The organism is Caulobacter sp. GW821-FHT09H08 (assembly GCF_059415885.1).
Window position 1 is genome coordinate 304,022 of sequence record NZ_JBWKOC010000005.1, and the last position, 13,256, is coordinate 317,277.

Annotated in this window: 16 protein-coding genes; 7 read left to right on the forward strand and 9 right to left on the reverse strand. The window is 69.2% G+C overall.

All coding sequences use genetic code 11. From position 1 onward, the window contains the following. Positions 1–4 precede the first annotated feature (4 nt). Both AC07NN_RS19275 and AC07NN_RS19280 read right to left on the reverse strand, forming a co-directional pair. Positions 5–694, reverse strand: coding sequence for a hypothetical protein (locus tag AC07NN_RS19275; RefSeq protein WP_494645030.1), 690 nt, complete (start codon positions 692–694; stop codon positions 5–7). A 98-nt stretch (positions 695–792) separates the two neighbouring features. Continuing rightward, positions 793–1,569: a class II aldolase/adducin family protein gene (locus tag AC07NN_RS19280; protein WP_494644742.1), complete on the reverse strand. Its 777-nt coding sequence runs from the start codon at positions 1,567–1,569 to the stop codon at positions 793–795. A 148-nt stretch (positions 1,570–1,717) separates the two neighbouring features. On the opposite strand from AC07NN_RS19280, the gene AC07NN_RS19285 reads away from it, so the two are divergent. The 4 genes from AC07NN_RS19285 (at position 1,718) to AC07NN_RS19300 (ending at position 4,648) form a co-directional block, all read left to right on the forward strand. Continuing rightward, a complete protein-coding gene (locus tag AC07NN_RS19285) occupies positions 1,718–2,377 on the forward strand; it encodes a DUF969 domain-containing protein (RefSeq protein WP_494644744.1) in 660 nt (219 codons plus the stop codon). Then, a complete protein-coding gene (locus AC07NN_RS19290) occupies positions 2,374–3,330 on the forward strand; it encodes a DUF979 domain-containing protein (protein ID WP_494644746.1) in 957 nt (318 codons plus the stop codon). Before AC07NN_RS19285 ends, AC07NN_RS19290 begins: the two co-directional genes overlap by 4 nt. After that, a complete protein-coding gene (locus tag AC07NN_RS19295) occupies positions 3,327–4,325 on the forward strand; it encodes a DUF2891 domain-containing protein (protein WP_494644749.1) in 999 nt (332 codons plus the stop codon). Before AC07NN_RS19290 ends, AC07NN_RS19295 begins: the two co-directional genes overlap by 4 nt. Positions 4,326–4,450: 125 nt before the next feature. Continuing rightward, on the forward strand, positions 4,451–4,648 hold the full coding sequence (locus AC07NN_RS19300) for a hypothetical protein (protein WP_494644751.1): 198 nt from the start codon (positions 4,451–4,453) through the stop codon (positions 4,646–4,648). On the opposite strand, the gene AC07NN_RS19305 is transcribed toward AC07NN_RS19300, so the two are convergent. Beyond that, positions 4,624–5,199 carry a TetR/AcrR family transcriptional regulator gene (locus tag AC07NN_RS19305; RefSeq protein WP_494644753.1) on the reverse strand — a complete coding sequence of 192 codons (576 nt, stop codon included), beginning with the start codon at positions 5,197–5,199 and terminating at the stop codon, positions 4,624–4,626. The genes AC07NN_RS19300 and AC07NN_RS19305 overlap by 25 nt on opposite strands. 99 nt (positions 5,200–5,298) lie before the next feature. Between AC07NN_RS19305 and AC07NN_RS19310 the strand changes: the two genes are divergently transcribed. Then, positions 5,299–5,916 (forward strand): hypothetical protein, encoded by a 618-nt coding sequence (locus AC07NN_RS19310; protein WP_494644757.1) that lies wholly within the window; start codon positions 5,299–5,301, stop codon positions 5,914–5,916. A 102-nt stretch (positions 5,917–6,018) separates the two neighbouring features. After that, entirely contained in the window at positions 6,019–6,147 is a 129-nt protein-coding gene (locus AC07NN_RS19315) for a hypothetical protein (protein WP_494644761.1), read from the forward strand. Positions 6,148–6,153: 6 nt separating this feature from the next. On the opposite strand, the gene smpB is transcribed toward AC07NN_RS19315, so the two are convergent. Both smpB and dapA read right to left on the reverse strand, forming a co-directional pair. Next, positions 6,154–6,615, reverse strand: a complete 462-nt coding sequence (smpB, locus tag AC07NN_RS19320; RefSeq protein ID WP_454716805.1) for an SsrA-binding protein SmpB — start codon at positions 6,613–6,615, stop codon at positions 6,154–6,156. Further along, on the reverse strand, positions 6,615–7,499 hold the full coding sequence (gene dapA, locus AC07NN_RS19325) for a 4-hydroxy-tetrahydrodipicolinate synthase (protein ID WP_494644766.1): 885 nt from the start codon (positions 7,497–7,499) through the stop codon (positions 6,615–6,617). The genes smpB and dapA overlap by 1 nt, the downstream gene beginning before the upstream one ends. Positions 7,500–7,742: 243 nt before the next feature. On the opposite strand from dapA, the gene AC07NN_RS19330 reads away from it, so the two are divergent. Then, positions 7,743–9,842, forward strand: coding sequence for a lytic transglycosylase domain-containing protein (locus AC07NN_RS19330; RefSeq protein WP_494644769.1), 2,100 nt, complete (start codon positions 7,743–7,745; stop codon positions 9,840–9,842). Between the two features lie 53 nt (positions 9,843–9,895). On the opposite strand, the gene AC07NN_RS19335 is transcribed toward AC07NN_RS19330, so the two are convergent. The 4 genes from AC07NN_RS19335 to AC07NN_RS19350 are packed head-to-tail and all read right to left on the reverse strand — an operon-like array spanning position 9,896 to position 13,077. Then, on the reverse strand, positions 9,896–10,651 hold the full coding sequence (locus AC07NN_RS19335; RefSeq protein WP_494644772.1) for an ABC transporter ATP-binding protein: 756 nt from the start codon (positions 10,649–10,651) through the stop codon (positions 9,896–9,898). Beyond that, positions 10,648–11,634 carry a FecCD family ABC transporter permease gene (locus AC07NN_RS19340; protein WP_494644774.1) on the reverse strand — a complete coding sequence of 329 codons (987 nt, stop codon included), beginning with the start codon at positions 11,632–11,634 and terminating at the stop codon, positions 10,648–10,650. Before AC07NN_RS19340 ends, AC07NN_RS19335 begins: the two co-directional genes overlap by 4 nt. Further along, the gene (locus AC07NN_RS19345; RefSeq protein ID WP_494644776.1) at positions 11,631–12,437 is read right to left on the reverse strand and encodes an ABC transporter substrate-binding protein; all 807 of its coding nucleotides are present in this window, start codon (positions 12,435–12,437) and stop codon (positions 11,631–11,633) included. Before AC07NN_RS19345 ends, AC07NN_RS19340 begins: the two co-directional genes overlap by 4 nt. A 4-nt stretch (positions 12,438–12,441) precedes the next feature. After that, positions 12,442–13,077: a TetR/AcrR family transcriptional regulator gene (locus AC07NN_RS19350; protein ID WP_494644778.1), complete on the reverse strand. Its 636-nt coding sequence runs from the start codon at positions 13,075–13,077 to the stop codon at positions 12,442–12,444. Positions 13,078–13,256 lie beyond the last annotated feature (179 nt).

Genomic DNA, 13,256 nt, shown 5'->3' on the forward strand with positions numbered 1-13,256 from the left:
CAAGCTACAGCCGACGCCATACGGCGAGCACGACGCCGCGATCTCGGGCAGTCTCGCGACCCGACACCGTGTCGCGCCATCCGGCCTGCAGGCTCCAGTCGCCGAATGCTCTGACAACGGAGAGTTCAGTCTTCAGCCAGCGGGCTCGTACGGCGCCTTGGTCGGCCTGGCCGGCATAGGTCTGGACCAGCACTTCCCAGCGATCGCTGACCTTGACGCCCAGGGTCGTATCGAGGCGGTTCTCGTCGGCGAGACCTCGGCGTTGCAGCCGGGCGGCCTGGAGATCGACATAGACCTTTCGCCCGCGCCACACGCCCGAACGGCCGTAGAGGACCCGCGCCTCCAGGTCCAGGCTCCCCTGCCCCGGCGCGGCGTAGCCCGCATTGCGGCCCTCGCCCGGCTCGGCCGCGCCGACATAGACGGCGAGCGACGAACGGTCGGTGCGGCGGGCGGTCCAGCGCAGACCGAGTTCGAGCGGACCGCGCCCCGAATAGCTAACGAACGGGTCCTCGCCCCGCGTGACCCCGGCCTTGGCCTGCAAGGTAAGGCGCGATGACAGGCCATGTTCCGCGAACAGCGACAGGTTCTCGTCCCGACGGCGCGGCACGGGGACCAGCACGGCGTTCGGGTCATAGGCCTGGTCGGCGGTCGTGCGCTCGTACTTGGCGATGACCTGGGTCTTGCCCTTCTCCAGCGGCCAGGCGCCGGCCTGGGCCGCGCCGGCGCCCAGGCATGAAAAAGCCGCCGCGATCGCCAGGATCGCGACGGCCTTCGGTGTTTCGAGAACGTAGCCTAGTCCGCGTAGCCCGGCAGCTCGCGATCCAGCCTGCGCAGACAGCCCGGCCACGCCAGGCCGCCGATCATGCCCATGCCCATGCCGGTCTGCTTGCGCACCTCTTCCTGCGCGCCATCGGGCGCCAGGAGCACGTTCTCGCGCCCGATCGACAGAGCCATGACTTGCTGCGCGCACGCTCGCTCCAGGAAGAACATCCCCAACCAGCACTCGGCCGCCGAGCTGCCCACCGACAGCGTGCCGTGGTTGCGCAGCATCATCAGCTTCTTGGTCGCGCCCAGGTCGGCCACCAGCCGTTCCCGCTCGTCCAAGTTGAGAGCAATTCCTTCATAATCGTGATAGGCGAGTTGAGGCAAGGCGATAAGCGCATGTTGCGTCAGCGGCAGCAGCCCTTCCTTGTGCGCCGACACCGCCACGCCCTGGTCGCTGTGCAGGTGCATGACGAAATGGGCGTCCTCGCGCGCGGCGTGGATGGCCGAGTGGATCGTGAAGCCCGCCGGATTGATGTAGTACGGCGTCTTGTCGATGACGTTGCCGTCCAGATCGACCTTGACCAGGCACGAGGCGGTCATCTCGCCGAAGAACATGCCGTACGGATTGATCAGGAAGTGATGCTCGGGACCCGGAATGCGGGCCGAGATGTGGGTGAAGATCATGTCGTCCCAGCCGTGCAGGGCCACGAGACGATAGAGCGCCGCGAGATCGACCCGCGCCTGCCACTCCGCTTCGCTGACCTTGCCCTTGAGGGACGTGATGGGCAGAGCACCGTCGGCCATGGTGAGCCTCCCGTAGGTTATCATTGTTGACTTAGAGCCTCGCGCCGGGGCGCCTCACCGTCAAGAGGCCCGATAAACCGCCCTGCCCGCTTGCCAGCCTCGCCCTGGCGTCGGACCGTCCCTTCGAACGAGGGGGAGTCGCGGGGGAATGCTGACCCTATTGGGCGTGGCGGTGATCGTGCTGGGCTTCGCCCTGCGCTTCAATCCGCTGCTGGTCGTGATCGTCGCCGCCATGACCTCGGGGCTCGCGGCCGGCCTCGGGCCCGTCGAGGTGCTGGCCGCGTTCGGCAAGGCCTTCAACACCAACCGCTATGTCAGCGTCGCCTGGCTGGTCCTGCCCGCGATCGGAGTGCTGGAGCGGGCCGGCCTGCAAGAACAGGCGCGTCGGACGATCCAGGGCCTCAAGGCGGCGACGCCCGGCCGGGTGCTGATCGCCTATCTGGCCGTGCGCCAGATCGCGGCGGCGCTGGGCATGACCCAGGTCGCCGGCCAGGCCCAGACCGTTCGGCCGCTGGTGGCCCCCATGGCCGAGGCGGCCGCCGGCCCTCTGTCGGACGACCACCGCGAACGGGTGAAAGCGATGAGCGCCGCCACCGACAATGTCGGCCTGTTCTTCGGCGAGGACATCTTCCTGGCCATCGGCTCGATCCTGCTGATCGTCGGCTTCCTGGACCAGAGCGGCATCACGGTGGAGCCTCTGGCCCTGTCCGTCTGGGCGATCCCGACGGCGATCTGCGCCTTCCTGATCCATGCGGCGCGGCTGCTGCTGTTCGACCGCGGCCTTGCCAAGGATGAGGTCCAGCCATGATCGGCCTTCCCCTGGTCTATCTCTTGGCCGGCCTGATGTTCGCGGCCTTCGCGGGCCTCAGCGCCGCCGACCGTGCGAACCCCAAGCGCTTCGGCAACGCCGCGTTCTGGGGGCTGTTCGCGATCAGCTTCCTCGCTGGCGACCGCCTGGGCGATCTCGGCAACGGGATCCTGGCGCTGGCGCTCGCCCTGATCGCCGGGTTCGGTCAACTGGGCGTGGGCGCGCCGAAGTCCACCTCGCCCGGCGAGCGCGAGAGCCTGGCGGCGACCCATGGCGCGCGCCTCTACATTCCTGCTCTGGTCATCCCGGTGCTGGTGCTGGCCGGCTCACTGACCCTCAAACGACTGACCATCAACGGCGCGCCGCTGGTCGATCCCAAGCAGGCGACGCTGATCTCCCTAGCCTTCGCGGCCCTGGTCGCCGCGATCCTGGCCAAGCTCATGTTCCGCCAGCCCGCCGCCGCGCCGGTGCAGGAAGGCCGCCGCCTGATGGACCTGGTCGGCTGGGCCGCGCTCCTCCCGCAAATGCTCGCGGCCCTCGGAGCGGTCTTCGCCCTGGCCGGCGTCGGCAAGACCATCGGCGAGCTGGCAGTGATGATCACGCCCGTCGACAGCCGCTTCGCCGCCGTCGCCGCCTACTGCCTGGGCATGGCGGCCTTTACGACGATGATGGGCAACGCCTTCGCCGCCTTCCCGGTGATGACCGCCGGCATCGCCCTGCCCCTGGTCATCGGTCGTTTCGGCGGCGATCCGGCCGTGGTCTGCGCCATCGGCATGCTGTCGGGCTTCTGCGGAACGCTGCTGACGCCGCTGGCGGCCAATTTCAACCTTGTGCCGGCCGCCCTGCTGCAGTTGAAGGACCGCTACGCCGTGATCCGCGCCCAGGCGCCGACCGCGGTGCTGATGCTGGTCGTCAACGTGGTCCTGATGAACGCCCTCGCTTTTCACAAATGAGCCTTGCCCGCTCCACCGCCTCGCGCTTCGCCAAGATCGCCCTTGGTCATCTGACCCGTGAGTACCCCAACAAGCTGGACCACGTGATGGCCGGGCCGGACGATGTCCGCTCGCCCCGCGACCTGCATCCGATCTTCTTCGGCAGCTTCGACTGGCATTCCTGCGTGCACGGCTACTGGCTGCTGGCGACCCTGCTGCGGCTGCGCCCCGAAATGCCCGAGGCCGAGCAGATCGTCGCCCTGTTCGACGACGCCTTCACCGCCGAGAAGGTCGCCAGCGAGGTCGCCTATCTGGCGCGTCCCGAGAGCCGGGGCTTCGAGCGCCCCTATGGCTGGGCCTGGAGCCTGATGCTGCAGGCCGAACTGCTGCGCCACCGCGACCGTCCGTGGGCCGCGACCCACATGCCGCTGGCGCTGGCGTTCAAGGCGCGGTTCGAGGCCTTCCTGCCCATCGCCGACTATCCCGTCCGCGCGGGCACGCACTACAACACCGCCTTCGCGCTGGCCCTGGCCTACGAGTTCGCCGAGATGACCGGCGACCAGCCGTTCTTCGACCTGATGCAGAGCCGGGCTCTGGTCTGGTACGGTCAGGACGCCGCCTGCCAGGCCTGGGAGCCGTCCGGCGACGACTTCCTCTCCCCTGCCCTGATCGAGGCCGAGTGCATGCGCCGGCTGCTGTCGCGCGAGCGGTTCGAACTGTGGTTCCCGCGCTTCCTGCCCGATCTGGCCGACAAGCAGCCGGCGGCGCTGTTCACCCCGGCGCGCGTCAGCGACCGCACCGACGGCAAGATCGCTCACCTGGACGGCCTGAACCTGTCACGCGCCTGGTGCTGGCGCCTGCTGGCCAGCACCATGTCCGAGGCCGATCCGGCCAAGCACCATGCGATCAACGCGGCGATGACCCACCTGGCCGCCGCCGTGCCGCACGTCTCGGGCGACTATATGGGCGAGCACTGGCTGGCGACCTTCGCCCTGCTGGCCCTCGAGAACGGTTGAATCCCCGATCCCGGGAGATCGTCCGCCCCCTGTTACAATCCTTGACAATGTCCCACAGGAGACTCGCGTTAAGGACGATCCAGCGCTCACCATAGGGCGCGGGCCGCATCAGGGAGCTCGTCGTCGTGAGGGAAGACGCCGCGCACTGCCAGCGTATCGAGATCGCCCCCGTCACCGAGGGCTGGATCGTCATCGAGGACGGGCGACCGGCCGAACTTTTCGACAATGTCGAGACCGCCTATCAGCGGGCGCTCGCCATCTGTGGCGAGCTGTTCGAGCAGGGCGTGGCCTCGCAGGTCTACGAACTGCCCGCGCTGGCCTGAGCCGAAACCACCGCCGCCGACAGCGCCCGGTGCGCCGCGATCACGGCGTCCGGCGCGCTGACGCCACCGCTCGACAGCCATAACCGCATCTGGCCGATCAGCCCGCCGGCCAGGAACACCGCCATCTGCCGTCGCGCCTCGCCGGACAGATCCGGGCGCAGGGCCTCCAGCCGCGCCTCGGCGATCTGGCGCAGCCGCGCCTCTCCCGCGACCAGCATCGTCTCCAACGCCCGCGAGCGCGCGACGCTGGTGGCGAAGATCCGGTTGCCCGCGATGTGGTTCATCAGGTGGCCAACCGGCAGGACGTCGTCCGAGCCGTCCTCTCGCGCCCGGGCGTCGCACATCCCGATCATCCCCGCGAACGAGCGCCGGAAGAAGTCGTCGCGATCCTTGAAGTGGGCATAGAAGGTCGAGCGTCCCACCCCGGCCGTCCGCGCGATATCGCCCACGCCGAGGGAATCGATATCGCCCGCCTGACTGAGAGCGATCAGCGCTCGCGCCAACTGACCGCGGGTCCGGGCGGCGCGCTGGTCGATGTTTTTGCCGGACAAAGACCCCTCCCGTGTCCCGGAACGCCGCCGAAGCGGCCTTGGCCCCCTGGTGTCGCAGGTCGGAGGCGGGCACGGCAAGGACAACGAACGGAGATATCCATGCGAACCAAGAGCGGCGCCCTGGCCCTGATCGCCGGCGGCCTGGCCTACATCCTGCTGATGGCGGTCCATCCCAGCCACACCGGCGGACCGGCCGTCGGCCATATCGACCTGAACGACGCCGTGCACTGGACCGGCCTCTTGGTCATGCCCCTGTTCGCCTATGGCTATCTGGAGCTGGCGCGCTGGATCGACATCCGACGGCCCTTGGTGGGTCTTGCGACCTGCGCCATGGCCTTCAGCCTGTTCGCCGGCATGGGCGCGGCGATCCTGAGCGGCCTGGTCGCGCCGGAGATCGCCCACGCGGCCCAGAAGGCGGAGTTCCCGGCCGAGATGCTGAGCGCGCTCCGTCACTTCGGGTACTGGCTGAACCAGGGCTTCGCGACGGTCCACTACGCCCAGGGCATGATCGCGATCGGCCTGTTCAGCCTGGCGCTGCTGAAGCAGGCCAAGGGCCTGGCGATCGGCGGCCTGGTGCTGTCGGGCGCCTTCCTGGTCTGGCTGGCGACCGGGACCTGGCGGCCGACGATCCATGGCGCGCTTTTCGTGGTGCTGGCCTTCGCCGGCTGGACGATCGCCGCCGCCCTACGGATGCGGCGCGAGGATTCCACAACCTAGCTTTACAATCGTTGACAATCGTCCGGCGATGTTAGGGCTAACATCATGGCTCGGAACTGATCCGCCGCGCTCGCGACGGGCGCGGTCAGCGGGAGCCACGTCATGGCCCAGGCGCACAACGCCCAGCCCCGTCACCACCTGCGCACCGAGATCCGGGCGTTCCTCTACCTCAGCGCCGGCGCGTTCGTGGCAGGGCTGGCGATCGGCTTTACGGTCCTGGGCCTGCGCTAAGCCGCCTCAGTCGTCCCGGCCGCCGCTCTTCATCAGGCGGGCCTTGTCGCGCTGCCAGTCGCGAGCGGCTTCGGTCTCGCGCTTGTCGTGGTTCTTCTTGCCCTTCGCCAGGCCGATCTCGAGCTTGGCCAGGCCCTTCTCGTTCCAATAGAGCTTCAGCGGGATCATCGTCCGGCCATCGCGCTGGACCGCGCCGATCAGCTTGTCGATCTGCTTGCGATGCAGCAGCAGCTTCCGGTGCCGGCGCGGCTCGTGATTGAAACGGTTGGCGTGGCCGTAGGGCGGAATGTCGGCGTTGATGAGCTTGATCTCACGCCCTTCGACCGAAGCGTAGGACTCAGCGATATTGGCCCGGCCGACGCGCAACGACTTCACCTCGGTGCCGGTCAGCATGATGCCGGCCTCGAAGACCTCCTCGATGAAGTAGTCGTACCGGGCGCGCCGGTTCTCCGCGATCGGCTTGGTCATTACGACAGGCCAGCCTCGCGCATGGCCTCCAGGATGACGGGACGCACGGCTTCGGCGCAGGGCGTGATCGGCAGGCGGACGTCTTCCGAGCACAGACCCAGATGCGCCAGGGCGAACTTGGTCGGGGCCGGCGAGCTGTCCAGGAACAGGGCCTTGTGCAGGCGCACCAGGCGGTCCTGCCAGTAGAGGCCGGTTTCCCAGGCGCCCTGCATGCAGGCGTTCATGAAGGCCGAGCAGGCTTCCGGCGCGACGTTCGAGGTGACCGAGATCACGCCGTGACCGCCGTGGGCCATGTAGCCGAGGGCCGTCGGGTCGTCGCCCGTCAGCAGCACCCAGTCGGGGCCGCACATCAGGCGCTGGAAGCTGATCCGCGTCAGGTCGCCGGTCGCGTCCTTGATACCGATGATGTTCGGCAGCTTGGACAGGCGCTCCAGGGTCTCGTTCGAGATGTCGACGCCCGAGCGACCCGGCACGTTGTAGACGAACACCGGCAGCTCCACGGCGTCGTTGATCGCCTTGTAGTGCTGATACATGCCCTCCTGGCTCGGGCGGTTGTAATACGGCGTCACGACCAGGGCCGCGTCGGCGCCGACGGCCTTGGCGTGGCGGACCAGCATGATGGCTTCGTCGGTCGAGTTCGACCCCGCGCCGGCGATGATCGGCACGCGACCGGCCGTCGTCTTCACGCACAGCTCGACGACGCGCTTGTGCTCTTCGTGCGACAGGGTCGAGGTCTCGCCGGTGGTGCCGACGGGCACCAGCCCGTGCACGCCGCCCGCGATCTGGCGCTCGACGAGAGCCACGAAGGCTTTCTCATCCACCTCACCGTTCTGGAACGGCGTGACGAGGGCCGGAAGGACGCCCTTGAACGGAGAATGGACCATGACTTGCAAATTGCCGTGAGCAGACGCCGCGTCGGTTGCGGCAGGATGATGGGGGCGGACAATATGTCCCTACCCCGTCGCATCGCAACCGATGCTTCGGGACACGTGCGGATTTGATGGGCGAAGGCCCTGCGGTCAAGCCCGCCAACGGGACATAAACCTATTAGGGCCTGAATCGTCGCATAGGGCGTGGGCTTCGATTCGCGTAAAAGGCTTCTCGTGGGCCTGACTATGGAGAGCGTTTTGGCTTCAGTGATGCGTCGGTTGCTGCTCGGGGGAGCTTGTATCGTGGCCATGGTCGGGGCGGCGGACGCCCAGACGACCTCGAGCTATGCCACCTCGCAGAGCCAGCCCGGCCTGATCACGACGCCGCCGACCGCCGTCTCGGCCGCTCTCACGGACACCGACGCCGCCAACCTGCAGACCGCCCTGGCGGCCGCCAAGCGCGGCGACGTGTCGGGCGCGCGCATGGCCATGGACAGCCTGCAGGATCCGATCGCCAAGAAGATCGCCCAATGGCAGCTGGTGGACAGCAACGCCGAGGCCCTGAGCTTCTTCGAGCTGGACGCCGCCCGCCGCGACCTCGCCGGCTGGCCGCGCGGCGCCCGCCGCGACGCCGCCGCCGAGAAGGGCCTGTCCACCTCGGGTCTCGATCCGGCCCGCATCATCGCCTGGTTCGGCGGCGCCCAGCCGGCCACGGCCGATGGCGCGATGGCCCTGGCCAGCGCCTGGCAGGCGACCGGCAAGGCCCAGCAGGCCACCGACCTCATCCGCCGCACCTTCCGCGACAAGGTGTTCGAAGCCGACGCCCAGCGCGCCATGATCGCCCGCTTCGGCGGCATGCTGACCGCCGACGACTACGCCCGCCGCGCCGACATCCTGCTGTACGGCCAGCAAGGCCCGGCGGCTCGCGACATGGTCGCCACCCTGTCCGACACCCAGGCCGCCACCGCTCGCGTGCGCATGGCCTATCGCGCCAACTCGGCCTCCGCCAACGAGCTCTACAACGGCCTGACGCCGGACCTGCAGGTCACGCCGGGCGTGGTGTTCGAGCGCGCCGCCTATCTGCGCCGCCGGGGCATGGACACCCTGGCCCTGCCGATGGTGGTCAACTTCCCGGCCCCGCCGACCGAGGAAGCCTCGACCGCGATCTGGAAGGAGCGCAAGCAGCTGATCGTCTCGGCCCTGCGCTCGGGCGACAGCAGCGGCGCCTATGCCGCCGCCGCCAACACCCAGGCCATCGCGCCCGCCGACATCGCCGAGAGCGAGTTCTACGCCGGCTGGATCGCCCTGACCCGCCTGAAGAACGCCGACGCGGCCGCCGCCCACTTTGCCCAGATCGCCGCCGTCGGCGCCTCGCCGATCACCAAGGGCCGCGCCCTCTACTGGCAGGGCCGCGCCGCCGAGGCGCAGGGCGACCCGATTGCCGCCCAGGCCTTCTACGGCGAAGGCGCGCGCTACATCACCACCTTCTATGGCCAGCTAGCCGCCGAGAAGGCGGGCCTGAAAGAGCTGCGCCTGGACCGCGACCCGGTCATCACCCAGGCCGACCGCGCCCGCTTCTATGGTCGCGAGCAGGTTCGCGCCGCGCGAATCCTGGCCGACATCGGCTCCAAGGACCTGTTCCGCAGCCTGGTGCTCTATATCGACGACACCCTGCCCAACGCCGAGGAAAGCGCCCTGCTGGTCGACTTCGCGCGCGGCTATGGCGACCAGGACCTGGCCATGCGGGCCGTCCGCACCGCCGCCCAGCGCGGCATGATCCTGAGCGAGCGCGGCTATCCGCTGCTGGACCACCACTTCACCCCGGGTCCGGGCGCGGCCGAGACGGCGTTCGTCTATTCGATCTCGCGCCAGGAAAGCAATTTCGACCCGGCCGCCCGCTCGGGCGTCGGCGCGCGCGGCATGATGCAGCTGATGCCGGCCACCGCCTCGCAGGTCGCGCGCAAACTGGGCGAGGCCCACAGCATCGATCGCCTCGGCGAGGCCTCGTACAACATGCGCCTGGGTTCGGTGTACCTGGGCGACATGATCAACGGCTTCCGTGGCTCGTACATCATGGCCGCCGCCGCCTATAACGCCGGTCCGGGCCGTCCCGCCGCCTGGGCCGGCCTCTGCGGCGACCCGCGTGGCGCGGGCACCGATCCGCTGGACTTCATCGAGTGCATCCCGTTCTCGGAGACCCGCAACTACGTGATGCGGACGCTGGAGACGACCATGGTCTACCGCGCTCGCCTGAACGGCGGCGTGGCGCCCTTGACCCTGTCCACCGATCTCAAGCGTGGCGGCTATGTCTACACGCCGGCGGTGGCCTCGGCCGATACGGCGACGGCCCAGCCTTAGACTCTCAGGACCCGATTTCCCCGGCATTCGCCGGGAAGATCGGGTGTTTGGGCTTAGGCCCGCTTCGCCGCAAGCACGGGCCCCGCCGAGGTTTCCACCAGTTCGCCATCCAGCAGGAAGACCTGGCTGAGCACCTCGCGCGACAGCGCCACGCGCGGCGAGCCTTCGGCGACGATGCGGCCGTGCGAGACCACGACGATGCGGTCGCAGGACCGGGCAGCCAGGCCCAGATCGTGCAAGGTCACCACCACACCCGCGCCTTTGGCGGCTTCAGCTCGGAGCAAGTCGAGGGTGAGCAGTTGGGCGTCGGGATCCAGGCCCGCCACCGGCTCGTCAGCGACCAGCAGTGGCGCGCGGGTGGCCAGGAGCCGCGCCAGCAGCACCCTGGCCCGCTCGCCGCCGGACATGTCCAACACGCCGCGATCGGCGAGGTCGCCCGCGCCCACCCGGTCGAGGCATTCGCGCGCCAGCGCGTCGGCGGCGCTGTCCGCCAGGTCGGTCGCGCCCAGAGCGGCGACCATGCGGGCCGGCAGGTTCCAGGCCACGCGGCGGTCCTGCGGCAGGTAACCGACCAGCTTGGCGCGCTCATCGGGCTTCAGCTGGGCGAGCGGGCGATCCGATAGCCTCGCCTCGCCCGTCGACAAAGGCAGCAGACCCAGGCCCGCGCGCAGCAGGCTGGTCTTGCCCGCGCCGTTGGGGCCGACGACACCGACCACCTCGCCCGAGGCGACGGTCAGTGAGGCGCCCTCCAGCACCGTCTTGCGGCTTTGGCGCGCGGTGATCGCGGTCAGCGTCCAGAGCGCGCTCATGCCCGCCAGCTCCGCGAGGCTCGCCAGGCCAGCAGGGCGAAGGCCGGCGCGCCGAACAGGGCCGTAACCACGCCCAGCTTCAGCTCCTGCTCGGTCGGGATCATCCGGGCGGCCAGGTCCGACAGCACCATCAGCAGTGCGCCAGCCAGGGCCGAGGGCCAGAGGATGCGCTTGGGATCGTCCTTGACCAAGGCGCGCACGAGATGCGGCGCGGCCAGGCCGACGAAGCCGATCACGCCCGCCGCCGCCACGGCCGCTCCGGTCAGCAGGGCCGAACCGGCAACGGCGTAGACCCGTAGTCGCGCCATCGGCAGGCCCGACATCCGCGCGGCCTCTTCGCCCAGGGTCAGCATCCGCAGACCGCCGCTGGCCTTGACGCACAGCGCCGCGCCGAGAGCCATCGGAACCAGGGCCCGCACCGCGTCCATGGCGTCGCGGTTCTCGACCGAACCCATCAGCCAGGCCAGGATCTCGGCCGTCGCCACCGGCGAGGGCGACAGGTTGAAAACCAGGGCCGTCAGCGCGCCCCCGAACGCCGACAGGGCCACGCCGAACAGGATCAGCGCCTCGGGCTCGCGGAACCGTGCGGCCAGGGCCACGACCATGGCGCCGGCGACCAGCGCGCCCGCCAGGGCCGAGAGCTCGATGCCGCCCGGCACGACGGCCAGGCCCGCCGAGATCGCGAACGCCGCGCCCAGCCCCGACACGGCGGAGACGCCCAGCACGCCGGGATCGGCCAAGGGATTGCGCAGCAGACCCTGCATGGTCGCGCCGGCAAGGCCGAGGGCGGCGCCGACCAAGGCCGCCACGACCACGCGCGGCGCCCGGATGGTCCACAGCACCTCGCCCGGCGGCGAGGCCGGGTGGCTCAAGGCCTGGGCGTATTGTACGAAGGCAAACGGCGTCTCGCCCAGCGACACGGCCAGGATCGCCGCGCCGGCCAAGACCAGCAGCATCAGGAAGCAGAGGCGTGGCAAGCTCATCGGGCGGCCCTCGCCAGCGTTTCGACGCCGTCGGCCGCGAACCAGCCAGGGCAGCCGACCACCTTGGCCGGCAGCGAGGCGACGGTGCGCGTCTTCACGGCGCGTTGCAGGGCGGCGTGGCGGCCTGGACCCCAGCGGTCCGAACCGGCGCGCGCCATGTCGAACAGGCCCAGCACCAGGGCGGCAGGCGGCTTCATGACCATCTGCTCCAGCGACACTGGCGCGAAGTAAGGCGCGGTCTGGGCGTTGGAATAGCCGGCGGCCTTCAGCGTCGCGTCGATCAAGGTGCTTGAGCCGGCGGTATAGCCGCCCGGCGTCAGGTAGAGCGCCGAACGCCCCCGTCCCGCTCCGGCCGAGCGGGCCAGCTGGGCGTCCATGCGCGCGATGACCGCCTCGCCTTGCGCCTTGCGATCCAGGGCAACGGCGACCTTGCGGAGATTGACGCGGACGCCCTCGAAGTCGGCGGCGTCGTCCAGGGCGACCGTCGCGACGCCCTTCTTCTCCAGGGCCTTGGACAGCCGGGCGTCACCGCCCCACAGGCGCACCACCACGTCGGGCTTGGCGGCGACCAGGCTCTCGAAGGTGGCGCGGCGCAGCGGCAGGCCAGCGGCCTGGCGGCGCATGTAGCTGTCGCGCGAGATCGCCCGGTGCGAAAGGCCGACGATGCTGTCGCGCGGGGCCAGGGCCAGGACGTACTGGTCCGCGCAGGAGTCCAAGGACATCACGCGCGGGCCGGCGACCGCGGAAACCGGCGCAAGCGAAACCACCGCCAGAAGCGTGCACAAGGCCTTGGCGGCGTTCATGAAATCAGTCCGTGACCAGACCGTACAGCAGACCGTCCAGCATGACCTTCATCAGGTGGTCGGCGTCGGACCAGCCGCGCGAGGGCTTGGTGATCAGCAGCGACACCAAGCCGTGACAGCCGCTCCACAGCACCTCGGCCGCCTCCTTGGCCGAACCCGAGCGCAGGCGGCCCTGGGCGGCGATCTGGTGGACCGGCTCGCTGAACTTCTCAAAGCAGCGGTCGCCCAGCGCCATGACGTCGGCCGACTTCTCGGGCGAGACGTGGTCGCCAGTGCTGCAGAAGACCAGCTGATAGGTGTTGGGATTGTCGAGCGCGAACTTCATGTAGGCCTCGAGCATGACCCGCACCCGCGAGACCGGGTCGATCGGCTGGGCCGCGATCTCGGTGTTGAGCTCCAGCAGACGCTCGATGGCGTCGTTGCTGATCTCCATCAGGATCTGGTCCTTGTCGCGGAAGTGCATGTAGAGCGCCGTCGACGACACCCCCACCGCATCGGCGATCTTGCGGATCGTCGCGCCGGAATAGCCTTCGGCGATGAAAATCCTCTCGGCCGCCGCCAGGATCTCGCCCCGACGCAAGTGCCCGTCGCCCTTGGGCTTTCGCGCGGACTTGTGAGGCTTCTTCAGAACGACCGTCACGGACTTGGTTTCCCCTGCATTTCCCCCGGGCGACACTAAACGGGAATCACTCAGCCGTCGCAAGAACGTGCGTCGCAGGAGAATTCAAACGCGACTTTCGGAAAAATTGTGCGCGAGACGCGCATTTTTTCCATTTGACAGCTCTTGGTTGTGATTCCGTTATCCACGTCGTTGGGGCG

Bases quoted from the DNA above. Each gene is read 5' to 3' on its own strand.
- AC07NN_RS19280 (WP_494644742.1), bottom strand. From the start codon at position 1,569: ATGGCCGACGGTGCTCTGCCCATCACGTCCCTCAAGGGCAAGGTCAGC.
- AC07NN_RS19285 (WP_494644744.1), top strand. From the start codon at position 1,718: ATGCTGACCCTATTGGGCGTGGCGGTGATCGTGCTGGGCTTCGCCCTG.
- AC07NN_RS19290 (WP_494644746.1), top strand. From the start codon at position 2,374: ATGATCGGCCTTCCCCTGGTCTATCTCTTGGCCGGCCTGATGTTCGCG.
- AC07NN_RS19295 (WP_494644749.1), top strand. From the start codon at position 3,327: ATGAGCCTTGCCCGCTCCACCGCCTCGCGCTTCGCCAAGATCGCCCTT.
- AC07NN_RS19310 (WP_494644757.1), top strand. From the start codon at position 5,299: ATGCGAACCAAGAGCGGCGCCCTGGCCCTGATCGCCGGCGGCCTGGCC.
- AC07NN_RS19315 (WP_494644761.1), top strand. From the start codon at position 6,019: ATGGCCCAGGCGCACAACGCCCAGCCCCGTCACCACCTGCGCACCGAG.
- smpB (WP_454716805.1), bottom strand. From the start codon at position 6,615: ATGACCAAGCCGATCGCGGAGAACCGGCGCGCCCGGTACGACTACTTC.
- dapA (WP_494644766.1), bottom strand. From the start codon at position 7,499: ATGGTCCATTCTCCGTTCAAGGGCGTCCTTCCGGCCCTCGTCACGCCG.
- AC07NN_RS19335 (WP_494644772.1), bottom strand. From the start codon at position 10,651: ATGAGCGCGCTCTGGACGCTGACCGCGATCACCGCGCGCCAAAGCCGC.
- AC07NN_RS19340 (WP_494644774.1), bottom strand. From the start codon at position 11,634: ATGAGCTTGCCACGCCTCTGCTTCCTGATGCTGCTGGTCTTGGCCGGC.
- AC07NN_RS19345 (WP_494644776.1), bottom strand. From the start codon at position 12,437: ATGAACGCCGCCAAGGCCTTGTGCACGCTTCTGGCGGTGGTTTCGCTT.